Source organism: Pseudomonas lijiangensis, from assembly GCF_018968705.1.
In the GTDB taxonomy this organism is placed as follows: domain Bacteria; phylum Pseudomonadota; class Gammaproteobacteria; order Pseudomonadales; family Pseudomonadaceae; genus Aquipseudomonas; species Aquipseudomonas lijiangensis.
The window spans coordinates 1,995,001-2,017,375 of the sequence record NZ_CP076668.1 but is presented as its reverse complement, the minus strand read 5'-3'; the positions used below and the strand labels follow the sequence as shown (position 1 = coordinate 2,017,375).

The window sequence follows — 22,375 nt, the reverse complement described above, 5'->3', positions numbered from 1 at the left end:
TTTTCTGTGCAGGCACCCGGCATTGATCCGGGACAACCTTTAATCAGGGTGGCGGTGATACAACTGTAAGGACTTAATAAAATACAACAGGAGCATCCTGCACCCCGGCAAACTAAAAAGGCCCATTCAAATGATATTAATTATCATTCAAATTTCCTTTTATTGCTTTTCCCTATTAAGAAAAATAAATGGTTAAAACCTTGGCAATGCCCGGCCAGCAAGCCCTGTAGCCCTTCATGTCCCCGGATTACGATTAATTCATTAAATAATTTTGATGTAGAAAATTTACTTGCCAAGTATTTGCACATAAAATCAATCCGATGCTCCCTCTGCGACATATCGTCACGGACTCACTCTTTATCAAGCACAGAGACCTTTGCTCTCTATTCCAAGGACTGCCAGCATGACCGAAACGACAGGTTTGATTGCCCACAACTGGGGCTTCGCCATTTTCCTTCTCGGTGTTATCGGTCTTTGTGCCTTCATGCTCGGTGTCTCAAGCCTGCTGGGAAGCAAGGCCTGGGGCCGCAGCAAGAACGAACCTTTCGAATCCGGCATGCTGCCTACCGGCAGTGCACGCCTGCGTCTTTCCGCAAAATTCTATCTGGTCGCGATGCTCTTCGTGATCTTCGACATTGAAGCCCTTTTTCTCTTTGCCTGGTCTGTGTCCGTCCGCGAAAGCGGCTGGACCGGATTCGTCGAAGCACTCGTTTTCATAGCAATTCTGTTGGCAGGTCTTGTCTACCTATGGCGGGTTGGAGCGCTGGATTGGGCTCCTGAAGGTCGCCGTAAACGGCAAGCGAAGCTAAAACAATGAGGCTTTGGCGATGCAATACAATCTCACCAGGATCGACCCGGATGCTCCTAATGAGCAGTATCCAATCGGCAAACGGGAAACCGTTTCCGATCCGTTAGAAGATCAAGTCCACAAAAACATCTACATGGGCAAGCTTGAAGACGTGCTGAACGGCGCGGTCAACTGGGGGCGTAAAAACTCCCTGTGGCCGTACAACTTCGGCCTGTCGTGTTGCTATGTGGAAATGACCACCGCCTTCACGGCGCCCCACGACATCGCACGCTTCGGCGCCGAAGTCATCCGGGCATCGCCGCGTCAGGCGGATTTCATGGTTATTGCCGGGACCTGCTTCATCAAGATGGCACCGATCATCCAGCGTCTCTACGAGCAAATGCTTGAGCCCAAGTGGGTCATCTCCATGGGTTCGTGCGCCAACTCCGGTGGCATGTACGACATCTACTCTGTGGTGCAGGGCGTGGACAAGTTCCTTCCTGTCGATGTGTACGTGCCCGGCTGCCCGCCCCGCCCAGAGGCATTTCTGCAAGGCTTGATGCTGCTGCAGGAATCCATTGGCCAGGAGCGTCGCCCTCTTTCCTGGGTCGTCGGCGATCAAGGCGTTTACCGCGCCGAAATGCCTTCGCAAAAGGAACAGCGCCGCGAACAGCGCATCCAGGTCACCAACCTGCGCAGCCCCGACGAAGTCTGATCCAGCCCGTTCTTCTTATAAAAAAGACAAGAACGGGTTGATTCTGTACGTTGACCGAAGTGATTGAGACCTATGACTGCAGACACCGCTCTGTACATCCCGCCTTACAAGGCTGACGACCAAGACGTCGTCGTAGAATTGAACACACGCTTTGGCGCCGAGGCCTTCACGGCACAGCCGACCCGTACCGGCATGCCGGTGCTGTGGGTTGCACGCGCCCACCTGGTCGAGGTGCTGAAGTTCCTGCGACAGGTGAACAAGCCCTACTCCATGCTCTACGACCTGCACGGTGTCGATGAGCGCCTGCGCACCCATCGTCGCGGCCTGCCCGATGCAGACTTCACCGTCTTCTACCACCTGCTGTCGGTAGAACGTAACAGTGACGTGATGATCAAGGTGGCCCTGTCCGAAAGCGACCTGAGCCTGCCAAGCATCACCGGCATCTGGCCTAACGCCAACTGGTACGAGCGTGAAGTGTGGGACATGTTCGGGATCGACTTCCCGGGCCACCCGCACCTGAGCCGCATCATGATGCCGCCGACCTGGGAAGGTCACCCGCTGCGCAAGGACTTCCCGGCTCGCGCCACCGAGTTCGACCCGTACAGCCTGAGCCTGGCCAAACAGCAACTGGAAGAGGAAGCCGCACGCTTCCGTCCGGAAGACTGGGGCATGAAACGTTCCGGCGAGAACGAGGACTACATGTTCCTCAACCTGGGCCCGAACCACCCTTCGGCTCACGGTGCGTTCCGCATCATTCTGCAACTGGACGGCGAAGAGATCGTCGACTGCGTTCCGGACATCGGTTACCACCACCGTGGTGCCGAGAAGATGGCCGAGCGTCAGTCCTGGCACAGCTTCATTCCGTACACCGACCGTATCGACTACCTGGGCGGGGTGATGAACAACCTGCCTTACGTGCTTTCGGTCGAGAAGCTGGCAGGCATCAAGGTGCCCGAGAAGGTCGACACCATCCGCATCATGATGGCCGAGTTCTTCCGGATAACCAGCCACCTGCTGTTCCTGGGTACCTACATCCAGGACGTGGGTGCAATGACGCCGGTATTCTTCACCTTTACCGACCGTCAGAGAGCCTACAAGGTCATCGAGGCCATCACCGGTTTCCGTCTGCACCCGGCCTGGTATCGCATCGGCGGTGTTGCCCACGACCTGCCACGCGGCTGGGAAAAACTGGTCAAGGAATTCGTCGACTGGCTGCCAAAACGCCTGGACGAATACACCAAGGCAGCGCTGCAGAACAGCATCCTCAAAGGCCGTACCATCGGCGTTGCAGCCTATAACACCAAAGAGGCCCTGGAATGGGGTGTCACCGGTGCAGGCCTGCGTTCCACCGGCTGTGATTTCGACCTGCGCAAGGCCCGCCCTTACTCCGGCTACGAAAACTTCGAATTCGAAGTCCCGCTTGCAGCCAATGGCGATGCCTATGACCGCTGCATGGTGCGTGTAGAAGAAATGCGCCAGAGCATCAGGATCATCGACCAGTGCATGCGCAACATGCCGGAAGGCCCGTACAAGGCGGATCACCCGCTGACCACGCCGCCGCCCAAAGAGCGCACCCTGCAGCACATCGAAACCCTGATCACGCACTTCCTGCAGGTTTCGTGGGGCCCGGTCATGCCGGCCAACGAATCCTTCCAGATGATCGAAGCGACCAAGGGTATCAACAGTTATTACCTGACGAGCGACGGCGGCACCATGAGCTACCGTACCCGGATCCGCACTCCAAGTTACCCGCACCTGCAGCAGATCCCTTCGGTGATCAAAGGCAGCATGGTCGCGGACTTGATCGCGTACCTGGGTAGCATCGATTTCGTTATGGCCGACGTGGACCGCTAAGCATGAACAGCACGCTTATCCAGACAGACCGTTTCGCCCTGAGCGAAACAGAACGCTCGGCCATCGAGCACGAGCTGCATCACTACGAAGACTCCCGTGCGGCGTCCATCGAAGCCCTCAAGATCGTCCAGAAGGAACGTGGCTGGGTGCCGGATGGCGCCATCTACGCGATCGGCGAGATTCTTGGCATCCCCGCCAGCGACGTCGAAGGTGTGGCAACGTTCTACAGCCAGATCTTCCGTCAGCCGGTCGGCCGTCACATCATTCGCGTCTGCGACAGCATGGTCTGCTACATCGGCGGCCATGAGTCGGTGGTTGGCGAAATCCAGAGCAAGCTGGGCATCGGCCTGGGCCAGACCACTCCCGACGGCCGCTTCACGCTGCTGCCGGTCTGCTGCCTGGGCAACTGCGACAAGGCTCCGGCACTGATGATCGACGACGACACTTTCGGTGACGTACAGCCTGCTGGCGTCGCCAAACTGCTGGAGGGCTACGTATGACCCTGACCTCCTTCGGCCCTGCCAACCGCATCGCGCGCAGTGCAGAAACCCATCCGCTGACCTGGCGTCTGCGTGACGACGCCGAGCCGGTCTGGCTCGACGAGTACCAGACCAAGAACGGTTACGCGGCAGCACGCAAGGCATTCGCCGACATGTCCCAGGACGATATCGTCCAGACCGTCAAGGATGCCGGACTCAAGGGACGCGGCGGTGCCGGCTTCCCTACGGGCGTGAAATGGGGCCTGATGCCCAAAGACGAATCCATGAACATCCGTTACCTGCTGTGCAACGCGGATGAAATGGAGCCCAACACCTGGAAAGACCGCATGCTGATGGAGCAACTGCCCCATCTGCTGATCGAAGGCATGCTGATCAGTGCCCGCGCACTGAAAACCTACCGTGGCTACATCTTCCTGCGCGGCGAGTACACCACTGCCGCCAGGCACCTGAACCGTGCAGTGGAAGAAGCCAAGGCAGCAGGCCTGCTGGGCAAGAACATCCTGGGCAGCGGCTTCGATTTCGAGCTGTTCGTCCACACCGGCGCCGGGCGTTACATCTGCGGTGAAGAAACCGCACTGATCAACTCCCTGGAAGGCCGTCGCGCCAACCCGCGCTCCAAGCCGCCCTTCCCCGCCGCTGTCGGCGTATGGGGCAAGCCGACCTGCGTGAACAACGTCGAAACCCTCTGCAACGTACCGGCCATCATCGGCAACGGCGTCGACTGGTACAAATCCCTCGCTCGCGAAGGCAGTGAAGACCACGGCACCAAGCTGATGGGCTTCTCCGGCAAAGTGAAGAACCCTGGCCTGTGGGAACTGCCGTTCGGCGTCACCGCTCGCGAACTCTTCGAAGACTATGCCGGTGGCATGCGCGACGGCTACAAACTCAAGTGCTGGCAGCCAGGTGGCGCCGGTACCGGTTTCCTGTTGCCGGAACACCTGGATGCGCAAATGTACGCTGGCGGCATCGCCAAGGTCGGCACCCGTATGGGCACCGGTCTGGCCATGGCGGTAGATGACAGCATCAATATGGTGTCCCTGCTGCGCAACATGGAAGAGTTCTTCGCCCGCGAATCCTGCGGTTTCTGCACCCCTTGCCGCGACGGCCTGCCATGGAGCGTCAAGCTCCTGCGTGCGCTGGAAAAAGGCGAAGGGCAAGCCGGAGATATCGAGACGCTGCTCGGTCTGGTCGGTTTCCTCGGCCCAGGCAAGACCTTCTGTGCTCACGCACCGGGAGCCGTGGAGCCATTGGGCAGCGCGATCAAATATTTCCGCCCGGAGTTCGAGGCAGGCATCGCGCCCACCAGCGCCGCAGTCCCGCCCCAGGCACGACCGATCATCGTCGGCGCATGACCCTTTGAAGGTGAAGGGCCCTGCCCTTCATCCATCGTGCGACAGCGCCCCCACAGGCTGTTTCGAGTTGCACGAATAACAAGATTCCATTAGCCACGCCCGCTGACACCGGGCCAACGAAGAACTTTGAACCATGGCCACTATCCACGTAGACGGCAAAGCGCTCGAAGTCGACGGGGCAGACAACCTGTTACAGGCATGTCTGTCGCTGGGCCTCGACATTCCTTATTTCTGCTGGCATCCCGCCCTTGGCAGCGTTGGCGCCTGTCGCCAGTGCGCGGTCAAGCAGTACAACGACGAGAACGACACCCGTGGTCGCATCGTCATGTCCTGCATGACGCCAGCCACCGACAACACCTGGATTTCCATCGACGATGAAGAATCCAAGGCCTTCCGGGCCAGCGTTGTCGAGTGGCTGATGACCAACCACCCGCATGACTGCCCGGTCTGCGAGGAAGGCGGTCACTGCCACCTGCAAGACATGACCGTCATGACCGGTCACAACGAGCGTCGTTATCGCTTCACCAAACGTACCCACCAGAACCAGGAACTCGGCCCGTTCATCGCTCACGAGATGAACCGCTGCATCGCCTGCTACCGCTGCGTACGCTTCTATAAAGACTACGCTGGCGGCACTGATCTGGGCGTTTTCGGCGCTCACGACAACGTGTACTTCGGCCGGGTCGAAGATGGCGTGCTGGAAAGCGAGTTCTCCGGCAACCTGACCGAGGTCTGCCCGACCGGTGTGTTCACCGACAAGACTCACTCCGAGCGCTACAACCGCAAATGGGACATGCAGTTCTCGCCGAGCATCTGCCATGGCTGCTCCAGCGGTTGCAACATCAGCCCCGGTGAGCGTTACGGCGAACTTCGTCGTATCGAAAACCGTTTCAACGGTTCGGTAAACCAGTACTTCCTGTGCGACCGTGGCCGCTTCGGCTATGGCTACGTGAACCGCGAAGACCGTCCGCGTCAGCCTCTGCTGGCAGACGGCAGCAAGCTGAGCCTGGATGCAGCGCTGGATACGGCTGCCGACCTGCTGCGCGGCCGCAACATCGTCGGTATCGGCTCGCCACGCGCCAGCCTGGAAAGCAACTACGCACTGCGTGAACTGGTCGGTGCCGAGCACTTCTACTCGGGTATCGAAGCCAGCGAACTGGAGCGTATCCGTCTGGTGGCTCAGGTACTCAAGGACAGCCCGCTGCCGATCCCGACCCTGCGCGACATCGAAGACCACGATGCAATTTTCGTCCTCGGTGAAGACCTGACCCAGACTGCTGCACGTGTGGCTCTGGCCCTGCGCCAGTCAGTCAAGGGCAAGGCCGAAGATATGGCCGAGGCCATGCGCGTACAGCCATGGCTCAATGCTGCCGTGAAAAACATCGGCCAGCACGCGCTGAACCCGCTGTTCATCGCCAGCCTGGCTGAAACAAAACTCGACGATGTTGCCGAAGAGTGTGTACACGCCGCTCCAGACGACCTGGCCCGCATCGGTTTTGCCGTGGCTCACGCTCTGGACGCCAGCGCACCTGCTGTCGAAGGCCTGGACGCCGAAGCCCTGGAACTGGCCAAGCGCATTGCCGATTCTCTGCTGGCTGCCAAACGTCCGCTGATCATTGCCGGTACTTCCCTGGGTTCCAAAGCCCTGATCGAAGCCGCAGCGAACATCGCCAAGGCTCTGAAACTGCGCGAGAAAGAAGGCTCCATCAGCCTGATCGTGCCGGAAGCCAACAGCCTGGGCCTGGCCCTGCTGGGTGGCGAGTCGGTCGATGCCGCCTTGCAGGCCGTGATCGACGGCAAGGCTGACGCCATCGTCGTGCTGGAAAACGATCTGTACACCCGCACTGATGCTGCCAAGGTCGATGCTGCCCTGAGCGCCGCAAAAGTGGTGATCGTTGCCGACCATCAGAAGACTGCCACGGGCGACCGCGCACATCTGGTTCTGCCAGCGGCCAGCTTCGCCGAAGGCGACGGTACTCTGGTGAGTCTGGAAGGCCGCGCCCAGCGCTTCTTCCAGGTGTTCGACCCGACTTATCTGGACGCCAGCATCCTGGTCCACGAAGGCTGGCGCTGGTTGCATGCCCTGCGCGCTACCCTGCTGAACAAGCCGGTGGACTGGACCCAACTGGACCACGTCACCGCTGCCTGCGCACAAAGCAGCTCGCAACTGGCTGGCATCATCGATGCCGCGCCTTCTGCAGCGTTCCGTATCAAGGGCATGAAGCTGGCTCGCGAACCGCTGCGTTACAGCGGCCGTACCGCCATGCGCGCCAACATCAGCGTGCATGAGCCTCGTACCCCGCAAGACCAGGACACCGCGTTCTCCTTCTCCATGGAAGGTTACTCGGGCTCTGCCGAACCGCGTCAGCAAGTACCTTTCGCCTGGTCTCCGGGCTGGAACTCGCCTCAGGCCTGGAACAAGTTCCAGGACGAAGTCGGTGGTCACTTGCGCGCCGGTGACCCGGGTGTTCGCCTGATCGAAAGCCAGGGCGACAACCTGAACTGGTTCGCCAGCGTCCCACGCGCCTTCTCGCCTGCCCAGGGCACATGGCAAGTGGTGCCGTTCTATCACCTGTTCGGTAGTGAAGAGAACTCTTCGAAAGCCGCTCCGGTCCAGGAACGCATCCCGGCGGCCTATGTTGCACTGGCCAAGTCCGAAGCCGACCGCCTGGGTGTCAACGAAGGTGCCCTCCTCTCCCTGAACGTTGCCGGCAAGACCTTGCGTCTGCCACTGCGTATCAATGAAGAACTGGGTGCAGGTCTGGTGGCATTGCCTGTAGGTCTGGCAGGGATTCCTGCCGCGGTCTTCGGCAAGACGGTTGACGGACTTCAGGAGGCAGCACAATGAGCTGGCTCACTCCTGATGTGATCGACACCATCTTCGCGGTCCTCAAAGCCATCGTCGTGCTGCTGGCGGTCGTGGTCTGCGGCGCGTTGCTGAGCTTCGTCGAACGTCGCCTGCTGGGCTGGTGGCAGGACCGCTACGGTCCTAACCGCGTTGGCCCGTTCGGCATGTTCCAGATCGCTGCCGACATGCTTAAAATGTTCTTCAAGGAAGACTGGACACCGCCGTTTGCCGACAAGGTGATTTTCACCCTGGCACCGATCGTGGCCATGAGCGCCTTGCTGATTGCCTTCGCGATCATCCCGATCACTCCGACCTGGGGCGTGGCGGATCTGAACATCGGCCTGCTGTTCTTCTTTGCCATGGCCGGTCTTTCGGTCTATGCCGTGTTGTTCGCCGGCTGGTCGAGTAACAACAAGTACGCCCTGCTCGGCAGTCTGCGTGCTTCGGCGCAAACCGTATCCTATGAAGTATTCATGGGTCTGGCGCTGATGGGCATCGTGGTTCAGGTCGGCTCGTTCAACATGCGCGACATCGTTGAATATCAGGCACAGAACCTGTGGTTCATCATTCCGCAGTTCTTCGGCTTCTGTACGTTCTTCATCGCAGGCGTTGCAGTGACTCACCGTCACCCCTTCGACCAGCCGGAAGCGGAACAGGAACTGGCCGACGGCTACCACATTGAATATGCCGGCATGAAATGGGGCATGTTCTTCGTGGGCGAGTACATCGGGATCATCCTGATCTCGGCGCTGCTGGTGACCCTGTTCTTCGGCGGCTGGCACGGTCCTTTCGGCATCCTGCCACAACTGTCCTTCGTCTGGTTCGCCCTGAAGACCGCGTTCTTCATCATGCTGTTCATCCTGCTGCGCGCTTCCATCCCGCGCCCGCGCTATGACCAGGTAATGGACTTCAGCTGGAAATTCTGTCTGCCGCTGACCCTGATCAATTTGCTGGTGACTGCTGCGATCGTGTTGTTGAACACGCCGGCAGGCTCGGTTCAGTGAGGATTTGACCCATGTTCAAATATATTGGCGACATCGTTAAGGGTACCGGTACCCAGTTGCGCAGCCTGGTGATGGTGTTCGGTCACGGCTTCCGCAAACGCGACACCCTGCAATACCCGGAAGAGCCGGTCTATCTGCCACCACGCTATCGTGGCCGTATCGTTCTGACCCGCGACCCCGACGGCGAAGAGCGCTGCGTGGCCTGCAACCTGTGCGCCGTGGCTTGCCCGGTCGGTTGCATTTCATTGCAGAAGGCCGAAACCGAAGACGGCCGCTGGTACCCGGACTTTTTCCGCATCAACTTCTCGCGTTGCATTTTCTGCGGCCTGTGCGAAGAAGCCTGCCCGACCACCGCAATCCAGCTGACACCGGATTTCGAGATGGCCGAGTTCAAACGTCAGGATCTGGTGTACGAGAAAGAAGATCTGCTGATCTCCGGCCCCGGCAAGAACCCTGACTATAACTTCTATCGCGTCGCCGGTATGGCCATCGCTGGCAAGCCCAAGGGCTCTGCACAGAACGAAGCCGAGCCGATCAACGTCAAGAGCTTGCTGCCTTAAGGAAGTAAAGATGGAATTCGCTTTCTATTTCGCATCCGGCATCGCCGTCGTGTCCACCCTGCGGGTGATCACGAACACGAACCCGGTGCACGCCCTGCTCTACCTGATCATTTCGCTGATCGCGGTGGCAATGACCTTTTTCAGCCTCGGCGCACCTTTCGCCGGCGTTCTGGAAGTCATCGCCTACGCGGGCGCAATCATGGTCCTGTTCGTGTTTGTGGTGATGATGCTGAACCTGGGCCCGGCCTCGGTTCAGCAGGAACGTGCGTGGCTCAAGCCCGGTATCTGGGTGGGGCCGGTGATTCTTGGCACTCTGCTGCTGGCTGAACTGCTGTACGTCTTGTTCGCCAACCCGACCGGCGCTGGCGTCGGTCATACCACAGTCGACGCCAAGGCAGTCGGTATCAGCCTGTTCGGGCCTTATCTGCTGGTGGTGGAACTTGCCTCGATGCTGCTGCTTGCTGCAGCCGTGACGGCTTTCCATCTGGGCCGCACCGACACCAAGGAGCCAAGCCAATGAATGCTATCCCTCTGGAACATGGCCTGGCGGTCGCCGGGGTGCTGTTCTGTCTTGGCCTGGTCGGCCTGATAGTGCGCCGCAACATTCTTTTTGTGTTGATGAGCCTGGAGATCATGATGAACGCATCTGCTCTGGCGTTCGTCGTTGCCGGTAGCCGCTGGGCGCAGCCGGATGGACAGGTCATGTTCATTCTGGTGATCACCCTCGCCGCTGCCGAGGCCAGTATTGGCCTGGCGATCCTGATGCAGCTGTATCGCCGCTTCCACACTCTCGATATCGATGCTGCCAGCGAGATGCGCGGATGAACCTACTCTTTCTCACTTTCGTATTTCCTCTGATCGGCTTTCTGCTGCTGTCCTTCTCCCGTGGACGCATCTCGGAAAACCTCGCAGCCCTGATCGGTGTCGGCTCCATCGGCCTTTCAGCTCTGGTCACGGCCTGGGTCATCTGGCAATTCAACGTTGCACCGCCGCCGGGTGGTCATTACACCCAGGTGCTGTGGCAATGGATGAACGTGGATGGCTTCACCCCCAACTTCGCGCTGTACCTGGATGGCCTGTCGGTCACCATGCTCGGCGTAGTAGTTGGCGTGGGCTTCCTGATCCACCTGTTCGCGTCCTGGTACATGCGCGGTGAAGCTGGCTACTCGCGCTTCTTCTCCTACACCAACCTGTTCATTGCCAGCATGTTGTTCCTGATCCTGGGCGACAACCTGCTGTTCATCTACTTCGGTTGGGAAGGCGTGGGCCTGTGCAGCTATCTGTTGATCGGTTTCTACTACAGCAACCGCAACAACGGTAACGCAGCACTGAAAGCCTTCATCGTGACCCGCATCGGCGACGTGTTCATGGCCATCGGCCTGTTCATCCTGTTCCAGCAACTGGGTACGCTGAACATTCAGGAACTGCTGGTTCGTGCTCCCGAGCACTTCAAGGTCGGCGACTTCTGGATCGTGCTGGCAACCCTGATGCTGCTGGGCGGCGCTGTCGGTAAATCCGCACAACTGCCGCTGCAAACCTGGCTGGCAGATGCGATGGCCGGTCCTACTCCGGTTTCGGCACTGATCCACGCGGCAACCATGGTAACCGCGGGCGTCTATCTGATTGCCCGTACCCACGGCCTGTTCGCCCTGGCTCCGGACATTCTGCATCTGGTCGGCGTTGTCGGCGGTGTGACGCTGGTTCTGGCAGGTTTCGCAGCACTGGTTCAAACCGACATCAAACGTATCCTCGCCTACTCGACCATGAGCCAGATCGGCTACATGTTCCTGGCCCTGGGCGTTGGTGCCTGGGAAGGCGCGATCTTCCACCTGATGACTCACGCCTTCTTCAAGGCGCTGCTGTTCCTTGCTTCAGGTGCGGTGATCGTTGCCTGCCACCACGAGCAGAACATCTTCAAGATGGGTGGCCTGTGGAAGAAACTGCCTCTGGCCTACGCCAGCTTCATCGTCGGTGGTGCCGCCCTGGCTGCCCTGCCGCTGCTGACCGCCGGTTTCTACTCCAAGGACGAAATCCTCTGGGAAGCGTTCGCCAGCGGTAACAACGGTCTGCTGTATGCAGGTCTGGTTGGCGCGTTCATGACCTCGATCTACACCTTCCGCCTGATCTTCATCGCGTTCCATGGTGAAGCCAAGACCGAAGCCCATGCCGGTCATGGCATTGCTCACTGGCTGCCTCTGTCGGTGCTGATCGTGCTGTCGACCTTCATCGGCGCCATGATCACCCCGCCACTGGCCGGTGTCCTGCCACAGAGCGTTGGTCATGCGGGCGGCGAAGCCAAGCACAGTCTGGAAATCGCCTCGGGCGCCATCGCCCTGGCCGGTATCCTGCTGGCGGCCTTGCTGTTCCTGGGCAAGCGTCGTCTGGTAACCGCTATCGCCAACAGCGGCCCTGGCCGTCTCCTGTCAGCCTGGTGGTTCGCTGCATGGGGCTTCGACTGGATCTACGACAAGCTGTTCGTCAAACCTTATCTGGCGATCAGCCATGTGCTGCGTAGCGATCCGTTCGACCGCACCATCGGTTTGATCCCGCGTCTGGTCAAGGGAGGCCATGTGACCATGAGCCGTACCGAGACCGGCCAGTTGCGTTGGTATGCTGCCTCGATAGCCGTGGGTGCCGTTCTGGTACTTGGTGCCGTCGTTCTGGTTGCGGTCTGACATGAACCTTGCGAATTTGCGAAAGGAATTGAGCCCGTCATGATTCTGCCTTGGCTAATCCTGATCCCCTTTATCGGCGGCCTGCTGTGCTGGCTGTGTGAGCGCGTCAGCGCCACACTGCCACGCTGGATCGCGCTGCTGACCATGTCTCTGTTGCTCGGTATCGGCCTGTGGCTGTGGGGCGTCGGTGACTACACCCTGTCTCCGGCCCCTGGCGCTGACCCGACCTGGACCCTGGAATTCCACCAACAGTGGATTTCACGCTTCGGCATCAGCCTGCATCTGGCGCTGGACGGCCTGTCGCTGCTGATGATCATGCTGACCGGTCTGCTCGGCGTGTTGTCCGTGCTGTGTTCCTGGAAAGAAATCCAGCGCAACGTCGGCTTCTTCCACCTCAACCTGATGTGGATTCTCGGCGGTGTGGTTGGCGTGTTCCTGGCCATCGACCTGTTCCTGTTCTTCTTCTTCTGGGAAATGATGCTGGTGCCGATGTATTTCCTCATCGCGCTCTGGGGTCATAGTTCGTCGGACGGCAAGAAGACACGAATCTACGCAGCAACCAAGTTCTTCATCTTCACCCAGGCCAGCGGCCTGATCATGCTGGTGGCGATTCTGGGTCTGGTGCTGGTTCACTTCAACCAGACCGGTGTAATAACCTTCGCTTACGCCGACCTGCTGAAGACCAGACTGACTCCGGGCACCGAGTACATCCTGATGCTGGGCTTCTTCATCGCGTTCGCGGTGAAGCTGCCGGTGGTGCCGCTGCACTCCTGGCTGCCGGATGCTCACGCCCAGGCCCCGACTGCCGGTTCCGTCGACCTGGCCGGTATCCTGCTGAAAACCGCTGCCTACGGTCTGCTGCGCTTCGCCCTGCCGCTGTTCCCCAACGCTTCGGCAGAGTTCGCACCGATTGCAATGACCCTCGGCCTGGTCGGTATCTTCTACGGTGCCTTCCTGGCGTTCGCCCAGACCGATATCAAGCGTCTGATCGCGTTCTCCAGCGTCTCGCACATGGGCTTCGTCCTGATCGGTATCTACTCCGGCAGCCAGCACGCCCTGCAGGGCGTGGTGATCCAGATGATCGCCCACGGTCTGTCGGCCGCTGCGCTGTTTATCCTTAGCGGTCAGTTGTACGAGCGTCTGCATACCCGCGACATGCGTGAGATGGGTGGCCTGTGGTCGCGCATCGCTTACCTGCCGGCCATCAGCCTGTTCTTCGCGGCCGCTTCCCTGGGTCTGCCGGGTACAGGCAACTTCGTCGGTGAGTTCCTGATCCTGCTGGGTGCTTTCGTTCACTCCCCATGGATCACGGCCATCGCCACTTCCGGTCTGGTGTTCGGTTCTGTCTACTCGCTGATCATGATCCACCGCGCCTACTTTGGCCCTTCCAAGTCCGAGGAAATCCTCAAGGGCATGGATGGACGGGAATTGATCATGGTGCTGGGCCTTGCCGTATTGCTGATCGTGCTGGGGGTTTACCCGCAGCCGTTCCTCGATACTTCGGCAGCGACCATGCACGGCGTGCAGCAATGGCTAGGCACTGCCTTCACTCAACTCGCTTCGGCCCGGTAAGAGCGCTATGGACCTGACGATTCAACACTTTATTGCGCTTGCCCCACTGCTGATTACCAGCCTCACCATCGTGGTGGTGATGCTGGCCATCGCATGGCGCCGCAATCACTCGCAAACATTCCTGCTCTCCGTAGCAGGGCTCAACCTGGCCTTGCTGTCGATTTACCCTGCCCTGAAAGTCGCGCCACTGGCCGTGACGCCATTGCTGCAGATCGACAGCTTCGCCTGCCTGTACATGGCAATCATCCTTGCCTCGACCCTGGCGTGCGTGACAATGGCGCACGCCTACCTGGGCGACGACAAGAAAGGCTATCCAGGCAACCGTGAAGAGCTTTATCTGCTGATCCTGCTGGCCGCTCTCGGTGGTCTGGTTCTGGTGAGCGCCCAGCATCTGGCTGGCCTGTTCATCGGTCTGGAACTGTTGTCGGTGCCGGTTTACGGTCTGGTCGCTTACGCCTTCTTCAACAAGCGCTCCCTGGAAGGCGGCATCAAGTACATGGTGCTGTCGGCGGCCGGTTCGGCGTTCCTGCTGTTCGGTATGGCGCTGCTGTACGCAGACGCAGGCAGCCTGAGCTTCACGGGTATCGGCAAGGCGATTGCCGCCACCGGCATGCCTAGCGGGCTGGCAAGCCTGGGTCTGGCCATGATGGTCGTGGGCCTGGCGTTCAAACTGTCGCTGGTTCCGTTCCACCTGTGGACGCCGGACGTCTACGAGGGTGCCCCTGCCCCGGTTGCCGCTTTCCTGGCAACGGCCAGCAAGGTTGCGGTGTTCGCTGTACTGGTGCGTCTGTTCCAGATTTCCCCGGCAGCCAGCAGCGGCGTGTTGCATGACGTCCTTGCGGTCATTGCCGTAGCCTCGATCGTGGTCGGTAACCTGCTGGCACTGGCTCAGAACAACCTCAAGCGTCTGCTGGGTTACTCCTCCATCGCCCATTTCGGCTACCTGATGATTGCGCTGGTCGCGAGCAAAGGCATGGCTGTCGAGGCAATCGGTGTTTATCTGGCGACGTATGTACTGACGTCCCTGGGCAGCTTCGGTGTAATCACCATGATGTCCTCGCCGTACAGTGGTCGCGATGCCGATGCGATGTTCGAGTACCGCGGCCTGTTCTGGCGCCGTCCGTACCTGACTGCGGTCATGACCCTGATGATGCTGTCCTTGGCGGGTATCCCGCTGACTGCCGGTTTCATCGGCAAGTTCTACATCATCGCCACTGGCGTCGAATCGCACCTGTGGTGGCTGATCGGTGCTCTGGTCCTGGGTAGCGCCATTGGCGTGTTCTACTACCTGCGGGTGATGGTCACGATGTATCTGGTCGACAACAAACTGCCTCGCCACGATGCAGCCTTCAACTGGGCACAGCGTACAGGCGGTGTGATGCTGCTGGCTGTCGCCATCCTGACCTTCGTACTGGGTGTGTACCCACAACCGTTGCTGGATCTGGTGTTGAATGCAGCCCTTGCAGGCTGATTGAAGATGAAATGAAAAACCCTGCCTCGGCAGGGTTTTTTTTGGCTTGTTCGGGACTGAAGTGGTTCGTATCAAAGCAATTTCAAAAAGAGGTGGCTGGACCAAAATCCGTGGGAGGGGCCTTGGCCGCGACAGCAATGTGAAGTGCGCTGAAAATGTGTTGCCTGTCAGCAAGTCGTCGCGGCCAAGGCCCCTCCCACAAGTGACAGGCAATGCTGACGTGGATCAGACGCGGAACTGGCCTACCAGTCCGCCAAGGCGCTTGCCAAGGTCAAACAGGCTGCGAGAGGTCTGGGCGCCCTGACGGGTTTCGTCTGCTACCGTTTCGACTGCAACGGCGATCTGGTGGACGCTGCGGTTGATTTCCTCGGCGACGGCTGTCTGCTCTTCAGCGGCACTGGCGATCTGGGCGTTCATCGAATTGATGGTCGCGATCAGCTCACCAATGGTCACCAGCGAGTGTCCTGCCTCGTTCGCCTGTGTCGAAGTACCGTCGCCCGCCTCGCTGGAGCGGCGCATGGCACCTACCGCTTCCTCCGTCCCCTTTTGCAGGCGATCGATCATGCCCTGGATTTCCTGGGTACTCTGTTGAGTCCTGCTGGCCAGTGCCCGGACTTCATCGGCTACTACCGCAAACCCTCGACCGGCCTCCCCTGCCCTCGCAGCTTCGATTGCTGCGTTGAGGGCCAGCAGGTTGGTCTGTTCTGCAATGGAGCGAATGACGCCCAGCACACTGACAATCGACGATACGTCCTGCTGCAGGCTGTCCAGCGATGAGCCGCTTTTGCGGATGTCATCTACCAGCGCATGGATCTGCTTGATGCTGCCATCGACCACACGCTTGGCAGCCTTGCCTTGCTCGTCGGTCTTCTGGGCCGCAACAGAAGCGCCTTGAGCGCTTGTGGCGACTTCCTGGGCAGCGGCAGACATTTCGTTGATGGCCGTAGCCACCTGATCGGTTTCGTGGCGCTGGCGGTCCATGGCCTGTTCCGAGCGCTGCGCCTGATCGGAGACTTCGCTGACCAGCCCGGTAAGTTGCGTGGTCATCTCGGTGATCTGGCGAACGATGCCATGAATCTTGTCGACGAAACGGTTGAACGAACCTGCCAGCTCGCCAAGCTCATCCTGGCTGGTAATGGCAAGACGGCGCGTCAGGTCGCCTTCACCGGCGACGATATCGTCCAGGTTATCTTTCATCAAACGCAGGGGACGCAATATAGTGCCGGTCATGACAATGCCGATCACGCTGATGATCACCAGAACCAGCAGTGTGATGCCGACAATGCTGTACAGCATGTCTTGCAGGCGTGCCTCGACGTTCTGCTTGACCACAGCGACCTGAGCTTCGACGTTATCGAGGTTGACTGAGCTGCCAACCACCAGGTCCCATTTCGGCAGGTATTCGGTGTAACCGACCTTGGGGACCGGTTCGGTCTTGCCTGGCAATGCCGAGGCGTAATAGGTGTAGTGATTGCCCGTCTTGGCTGAAGCTACCAGCTCCCTGTTGAGATAGACGCCATTAGGGTCACGCACGTCCTTGAAGCTTTTGCCCAGGCCATCGCTGCTGGTGCTGCGGAAAATACGGATGATTTCGGAGTCATAACCGAACAGGTAACCATCCTTGCCATAGCTGACGGATGCAAGAAGCTTGATGGCATTGGCCTTGGGTGCGTCATCACCGGGCGCTGCATTGTCGTAAATGGGCTTGATGCCGCTCAAGGCAATATCGACGTAGCTTTTAAGAGTCGCCCGGGCCTCTGCCAGCAAACGCTCCCTTGTATCACTGACCTCTCTGTCAGCTTGTTGACGAAGGATAAATACCGTGGTCGCGCTGATTACCACAGCGAACAACAACACCGGCAAGACAGCCAGTGACAGAACCTTGGCTTTCAGACTCAGACGCATAGGATTCGCCTATTCAGTTGTTTTTATAGGGAGGGCTTTCAAGGTGTATCGGCAAAAAAAACCGGGAGTTAATATCATCCCTGTCTTTTTGTAGGAAAAAACTGATGCCACAAGAGATCAGGGAGAAGTGCGCTCAGGCAGATCGATACGCACGCGCAGCCCACCCTGCGGACTGGTGAGCAATTGCAGATCACCACCCCATGCTTCGACAATATCGCGCACGATCCCGAGGCCCAGGCCATGCCCGGTGATCTGTTCATCGAGACGGGTGCCACGACTGAACACCTCTGCACGCTGAGACTCTGGAATACCCGGCCCATCGTCGTCGACCAGCAGCGTGAACCCCTGCCCTTGCGGCTCGATATTCAGGCGTACTTCACTGTCAGCCCATTTGCAGGCGTTATCCAGCAGGTTACCCAGCAACTCGAGAATGTCCTCACGATCCCAGGGCAAATGCAGGCCGCTCTGGACATCATTGATCAGGTCCAGATGCTCGCCGTGGATCATGCGCAGTGTCGAAAACAGGCTGGACAGTTCTGCATCGCAATCGAAACGCGCTCCCGGCAGCGCATCACCGGACAGTCGGGCACGATTCAACTCACGCTCCAGGCGCAGGCGGATGTTCTCCAGTTGCTCATGGAGGGTTTTGCGCAGGGCAGGATTGGCATCCAGTTGTTCGCTCGAGGCCATGCTGAGCAGCACAGCCAGGGGCGTCTTGAGAGCATGACCCAGGTTACCCAAGGCATTGCGTGAGCGCTTGAGGCTGTCTTCGGTATGAGCGAGCAAGTGGTTGATCTGGGCAACCAGCGGCTCAAGTTCGAGGGGTACCTGGTTATCCAGTTGCGAGCGCTGCCCTTGTTGCAGCTGGGATATCTGCTCGCGCACGGTTTCCAGAGGACGCAAGGCCCGGCGCACGGTAACGCGCTGCAGAACCAGCACCAGAATCAGTGCCGCCAGGCCGAATCCCAGGCCTATTTGCTGCATGCGCTGAAAACTTGCCCGGACAGGGGTGTAATCCTGGGCAACCGTCACTGTGATCTGCTGACCGAATTTCCGATAGTCCGCGCTCCATACAAGCAGCGACTGCCCGGTATGTCCCAACTCCAGATCGGAATGAAGACCTGCACCCAGGGGTTTCGGTAATTCGAAATCCCATAACGAGCGCGAGCGCCAATAGCCTTCGGGAAAATCCAGGCGGAAGTAGTGCCCGGAGAGCGGACGCTGATAAGCAGCAGACAAGCGCTGCTCATCCAGTTGAATACCCACGGGGCCACGAACCAGAGCGACCAGCAGGCTTTCGCTTTCCTTGCGCAGCCCGGCCTCAAGATAGCGTTGCAGGCCCAGCTCAAACAGATACAGGCTAGTCTGGGCCATCACCAGACCCACAATGACCAGCACTGCAACGAGACCGAGGCTCAGGCGCCTCTGTATGGACTTCAAGCGTTATTACCACCGAACAGATAACCCTGGCCACGACGGGTCGTGACCACCGAACGCCCGAGCTTGCGCCTCAGGTGATTGACATGGACTTCTATCACATTGGAGTCACGTTCGTTTTCGCCATCGTACAGGTGCTCGGAAAGATGGCTCTTGGAGAGGATCTGTTCCGGGTGGTGCATGAAGTAACGAAGCAGACGGAATTCAGCAGACGTCAGTTGGATATCCACTCCGTCACGCACAACGCATTGCCGGCCTTCATCCAGATTGAGCCCTGCTGACTCCAGAGTCGGCTGGTTGGCCAACCCATGGGAACGACGCAGCAACGCCTGGATGCGCAACTGCAGCTCTTCAGGATGAAACGGCTTGGTCAGGTAATCGTCGGCACCGGCTTTCAGGCCTTCGATGCGCTCGGACCACGAGCCTCGCGCCGTCAGAATCAGCACAGGCGCAGTCAGGCCTTTGGCGCGCCATTGCTGAAGCACTTCAAGACCAGGAAGGCCAGGCAACCCCAGATCCAGAACAATCAGGTCATAGGGCTCGCTGACGCCCTGATAGACCGCATCACGGCCATCAGCCAGCCAATCCACGGCATAACCCTGACGCCCAAGGGCAGCGATCAGCTCATCTGCCAGAGGCACATGGTCTTCAACGAGTAACAGGCGCATCAATCATCTTCCTCGTCTTTCAGGAGTCGTCCGTCACGCGCATCGAACTTGAGTTCGCGAACAACGCCTTGCGTGGTCAACACTTCGAATTCATAGACGTACAGGTCATTTTTTTCTTCCAGCTCGGCTTCAAGCAGCTTGGAGCCAGGGTGATAGCTCAGCGCTTGCTCGATGAATTGCTCAAGAGGCAGGATCACCCCGCGTTGTCGCAAACTGAGTGCCTCGTCCTGATTCAGGTCCTTGGCCTGGGCAGCAGTGCAGAGCAGCCCCAAGCCAAGGATTGCGCAGAGACGCTTTTCGACCTTCATTACTTATCCTGATAGTTCTTGTATATCTGCCCGGTGACAGCGTCTATTTTCAGGTCCCACTGAACGCCTGCGGTATCGCGCAATTCGATCTGGTAAACGTACTTGCCGTATTCGTTTTCGAGCTCCGTCTCGATGATCGTTGCCCCAGGATGCTTGGACAATGCGTATTCATTAAGCTTTTCAAAAGACTGGATGGTGCCCGCATCCCTCAGGCGCAAGGCCTCATCCGGTCCGATATCACGTGCCAGGGCAAACCCGGCAGGAACGGTGAGCATTACGGCAGTCAGCAAAGTGGTCAGTCTTTTCATTATGGGCTCCGTCGGGTGGTGCTTTCTACAGATACCAAGATAAAGGTATCAACTTAACTCAAGCTGAATCCTTCTGGCTACATGCCATCACTGGTTGACTGCCCTACCGAAGCGTGGTGTTTGAAACCATTGCTGTTAAACTCGTCCCCTGCATTTATCGCTTGCGCGATCGCCATCTATTCAGGGCTTAGACACAGTGGAAATTTTCAAAGAGTTTACTTTCGAGTCTGCACACCTACTTCCTCATGTGCCTGAAGGCCATAAATGTGGTCGTCTGCATGGACATTCGTTCCGGGTAGGCATCCATCTGTCCGGCAAGGTCGATCCTCATATTGGCTGGATACGCGATTTCTCCGAAATCAAAGCGATCTTCAAGCCACTGTATGAGCGCCTGGACCATAACTACCTCAACGATATTCCTGGCCTGGAAAACCCGACCAGCGAAAACCTGGCGAAATGGATCTGGGACGAACTGAAACCCCTGCTCCCTGAGCTCTCGGCAGTTCGCATCCACGAAACCTGTACCAGTGGATGTGAATATCGCGGCGAGTGATGACACCTGCTTATATAAAACCACCTTTACGGTGGTTTTTTATTGCCTTGAATCAAGTGACGTTGAGCGACTTTGACACCTTGCTGGCCCTGTCGCCGGCAAGCGGCCTCCCACTGTTTCGTCTTTCGTCAAAGACCAGAAAGACAAAACCCCCACCTGCTTTCGCAGATGGGGGTTCTGAATTTGAATCTTGACGATGACCTACTCTCACATGGGGAAACCCCACACTACCATCGGCGATGCATCGTTTCACTGCTGAGTTCGGGATGGGATCAGGTGGTTCCAATGCTCTATGGTCGTCAAGAAATTCGGTAGCCGGTGCGTACTGTGTACGTGCCAGCGAATGGGTGTGTAATAGAGGTGTTTCGCTAATTTGTGTGTGTGGCGCAAACTTTCGGTTCGTCATCTTCACAACACCGCAATCTGCTGTCTTTCCGCAAATTGCTTGGGTGTTATATGGTCAAGCCTCACGGGCAATTAGTATGGGTTAGCTCAATGCCTCACAGCACTTACACACCCCACCTATCAACGTCGTAGTCTTCGACGGCCCTTCAGGGAACTCAAGGTTCCAGTGAGATCTCATCTTGAGGCAAGTTTCCCGCTTAGATGCTTTCAGCGGTTATCTTTTCCGAACATAGCTACCCGGCAATGCCACTGGCGTGACAACCGGAACACCAGAGGTTCGTCCACTCCGGTCCTCTCGTACTAGGAGCAGCCCCTCTCAAATCTCAAACGTCCACGGCAGATAGGGACCGAACTGTCTCACGACGTTCTAAACCCAGCTCGCGTACCACTTTAAATGGCGAACAGCCATACCCTTGGGACCGGCTTCAGCCCCAGGATGTGATGAGCCGACATCGAGGTGCCAAACACCGCCGTCGATATGAACTCTTGGGCGGTATCAGCCTGTTATCCCCGGAGTACCTTTTATCCGTTGAGCGATGGCCCTTCCATACAGAACCACCGGATCACTAAGACCTACTTTCGTACCTGCTCGACGTGTCTGTCTCGCAGTCAAGCGCGCTTTTGCCTTTATACTCTACGACCGATTTCCGACCGGTCTGAGCGCACCTTCGTACTCCTCCGTTACTCTTTAGGAGGAGACCGCCCCAGTCAAACTACCCACCATACACTGTCCTCGATCCGGATAACGGACCTGAGTTAGAACCTCAAAGTTGCCAGGGTGGTATTTCAAGGATGGCTCCACGCAGACTGGCGTCCACGCTTCAAAGCCTCCCACCTATCCTACACAAGCAAATTCAAAGTCCAGTGCAAAGCTATAGTAAAGGTTCACGGGGTCTTTCCGTCTAGCCGCGGATACACTGCATCTTCACAGCGATTTCAATTTCACTGAGTCTCGGGTGGAGACAGCGCCGCCATCGTTACGCCATTCGTGCAGGTCGGAACTTACCCGACAAGGAATTTCGCTACCTTAGGACCGTTATAGTTACGGCCGCCGTTTACCGGGGCTTCGATCAAGAGCTTCGCTTGCGCTAACCCCATCAATTAACCTTCCGGCACCGGGCAGGCGTCACACCCTATACGTCCACTTTCGTGTTTGCAGAGTGCTGTGTTTTTAATAAACAGTCGCAGCGGCCTGGTATCTTCGACCGGCATGAGCTTACGGAGCAAGTCCTTCACCCTCACCGGCGCACCTTCTCCCGAAGTTACGGTGCCATTTTGCCTAGTTCCTTCACCCGAGTTCTCTCAAGCGCCTTGGTATTCTCTACCCAACCACCTGTGTCGGTTTGGGGTACGGTTCCTGGTTACCTGAAGCTTAGAAGCTTTTCTTGGAAGCATGGCATCAACCACTTCGTGTTCGAAAGAACACTCGTCATCAGCTCTCGGCCTTGAGACC

At 58.2% G+C, this 22,375-nt stretch carries 19 protein-coding genes, 2 rRNA genes and 1 pseudogene (1 of these 22 cut by a window edge); 14 read left to right on the top strand and 8 right to left on the bottom strand.

Annotated features, from left to right (window positions below):
* The first annotated feature begins 403 nt into the window (after positions 1–403).
* The 13 genes from KQP88_RS08795 (at position 404) to nuoN (ending at position 15,338) form a co-directional block, all read left to right on the top strand.
* On the top strand, positions 404–817 hold the full coding sequence (locus KQP88_RS08795) for an NADH-quinone oxidoreductase subunit A (RefSeq protein WP_216705408.1): 414 nt from the start codon (positions 404–406) through the stop codon (positions 815–817).
* Between the two features lie 10 nt (positions 818–827).
* Positions 828–1,502 carry a NuoB/complex I 20 kDa subunit family protein gene (locus tag KQP88_RS08790; protein WP_025259479.1) on the top strand — a complete coding sequence of 225 codons (675 nt, stop codon included), beginning with the start codon at positions 828–830 and terminating at the stop codon, positions 1,500–1,502.
* Between the two features lie 72 nt (positions 1,503–1,574).
* Positions 1,575–3,356, top strand: coding sequence for an NADH-quinone oxidoreductase subunit C/D (gene nuoC, locus KQP88_RS08785; protein ID WP_200993179.1), 1,782 nt, complete (start codon positions 1,575–1,577; stop codon positions 3,354–3,356).
* A gap of 2 nt (positions 3,357–3,358) precedes the next feature.
* The gene (nuoE, locus tag KQP88_RS08780) at positions 3,359–3,856 is read left to right on the top strand and encodes an NADH-quinone oxidoreductase subunit NuoE (protein WP_025259477.1); all 498 of its coding nucleotides are present in this window, start codon (positions 3,359–3,361) and stop codon (positions 3,854–3,856) included.
* Positions 3,853–5,208 (top strand): NADH-quinone oxidoreductase subunit NuoF, encoded by a 1,356-nt coding sequence (gene nuoF / locus KQP88_RS08775; protein ID WP_216705407.1) that lies wholly within the window; start codon positions 3,853–3,855, stop codon positions 5,206–5,208. Before nuoE ends, nuoF begins: the two co-directional genes overlap by 4 nt.
* A gap of 133 nt (positions 5,209–5,341) precedes the next feature.
* Positions 5,342–8,056 (top strand): NADH-quinone oxidoreductase subunit NuoG, encoded by a 2,715-nt coding sequence (gene nuoG, locus KQP88_RS08770; RefSeq protein WP_216705406.1) that lies wholly within the window; start codon positions 5,342–5,344, stop codon positions 8,054–8,056.
* Complete coding sequence (gene nuoH, locus KQP88_RS08765; protein WP_198729177.1) at positions 8,053–9,060, top strand: NADH-quinone oxidoreductase subunit NuoH; 1,008 nt, start codon at positions 8,053–8,055, stop codon at positions 9,058–9,060. The genes nuoG and nuoH overlap by 4 nt, the downstream gene beginning before the upstream one ends.
* An 11-nt stretch (positions 9,061–9,071) precedes the next feature.
* Positions 9,072–9,620 carry an NADH-quinone oxidoreductase subunit NuoI gene (nuoI, locus tag KQP88_RS08760; RefSeq protein ID WP_003223795.1) on the top strand — a complete coding sequence of 183 codons (549 nt, stop codon included), beginning with the start codon at positions 9,072–9,074 and terminating at the stop codon, positions 9,618–9,620.
* 10 nt (positions 9,621–9,630) lie between these two features.
* Positions 9,631–10,140 (top strand): NADH-quinone oxidoreductase subunit J, encoded by a 510-nt coding sequence (gene nuoJ / locus KQP88_RS08755; RefSeq protein ID WP_025259472.1) that lies wholly within the window; start codon positions 9,631–9,633, stop codon positions 10,138–10,140.
* Entirely contained in the window at positions 10,137–10,445 is a 309-nt protein-coding gene (nuoK, locus tag KQP88_RS08750) for an NADH-quinone oxidoreductase subunit NuoK (RefSeq protein ID WP_025259471.1), read from the top strand. Before nuoJ ends, nuoK begins: the two co-directional genes overlap by 4 nt.
* A complete protein-coding gene (gene nuoL, locus KQP88_RS08745) occupies positions 10,442–12,295 on the top strand; it encodes an NADH-quinone oxidoreductase subunit L (protein WP_095068637.1) in 1,854 nt (617 codons plus the stop codon). Before nuoK ends, nuoL begins: the two co-directional genes overlap by 4 nt.
* Before the next feature lie 39 nt (positions 12,296–12,334).
* The gene (gene nuoM / locus KQP88_RS08740; RefSeq protein WP_095068636.1) at positions 12,335–13,867 is read left to right on the top strand and encodes an NADH-quinone oxidoreductase subunit M; all 1,533 of its coding nucleotides are present in this window, start codon (positions 12,335–12,337) and stop codon (positions 13,865–13,867) included.
* A 7-nt stretch (positions 13,868–13,874) separates the two neighbouring features.
* Positions 13,875–15,338: an NADH-quinone oxidoreductase subunit NuoN gene (gene nuoN, locus KQP88_RS08735; RefSeq protein WP_200993182.1), complete on the top strand. Its 1,464-nt coding sequence runs from the start codon at positions 13,875–13,877 to the stop codon at positions 15,336–15,338.
* Between the two features lie 225 nt (positions 15,339–15,563).
* Here nuoN and KQP88_RS25570 read toward each other — a convergent pair whose 3' ends face one another.
* From KQP88_RS25570 to KQP88_RS08710, 6 genes and pseudogenes are all read right to left on the bottom strand, one after another.
* Positions 15,564–16,319: a methyl-accepting chemotaxis protein gene (locus tag KQP88_RS25570; RefSeq protein ID WP_407681831.1), complete on the bottom strand. Its 756-nt coding sequence runs from the start codon at positions 16,317–16,319 to the stop codon at positions 15,564–15,566.
* 102 nt (positions 16,320–16,421) lie between these two features.
* Positions 16,422–17,243 (bottom strand): annotated as a pseudogene (locus tag KQP88_RS25565) (cache domain-containing protein); the annotation flags it as partial.
* Between the two features lie 117 nt (positions 17,244–17,360).
* Entirely contained in the window at positions 17,361–18,683 is a 1,323-nt protein-coding gene (locus tag KQP88_RS08725; protein ID WP_200993184.1) for an ATP-binding protein, read from the bottom strand.
* A complete protein-coding gene (locus KQP88_RS08720) occupies positions 18,680–19,348 on the bottom strand; it encodes a response regulator transcription factor (protein WP_200993185.1) in 669 nt (222 codons plus the stop codon). The genes KQP88_RS08725 and KQP88_RS08720 overlap by 4 nt, the downstream gene beginning before the upstream one ends.
* On the bottom strand, positions 19,348–19,656 hold the full coding sequence (locus KQP88_RS08715; protein WP_200993186.1) for a PepSY domain-containing protein: 309 nt from the start codon (positions 19,654–19,656) through the stop codon (positions 19,348–19,350). Before KQP88_RS08715 ends, KQP88_RS08720 begins: the two co-directional genes overlap by 1 nt.
* A complete protein-coding gene (locus KQP88_RS08710) occupies positions 19,656–19,964 on the bottom strand; it encodes a PepSY domain-containing protein (RefSeq protein ID WP_200993187.1) in 309 nt (102 codons plus the stop codon). Before KQP88_RS08710 ends, KQP88_RS08715 begins: the two co-directional genes overlap by 1 nt.
* A gap of 196 nt (positions 19,965–20,160) precedes the next feature.
* Here KQP88_RS08710 and queD point away from each other — a divergent pair, with 196 nt between their 5' ends.
* Positions 20,161–20,517: a 6-carboxytetrahydropterin synthase QueD gene (gene queD, locus KQP88_RS08705; protein WP_122316063.1), complete on the top strand. Its 357-nt coding sequence runs from the start codon at positions 20,161–20,163 to the stop codon at positions 20,515–20,517.
* 188 nt (positions 20,518–20,705) lie between these two features.
* Here queD and rrf read toward each other — a convergent pair.
* Positions 20,706–20,821, bottom strand: a 5S ribosomal RNA gene (gene rrf / locus KQP88_RS08700).
* A 152-nt stretch (positions 20,822–20,973) separates the two neighbouring features.
* A 23S ribosomal RNA gene (locus KQP88_RS08695) occupies positions 20,974–22,375 on the bottom strand; it runs 1,491 nt beyond the window's last position.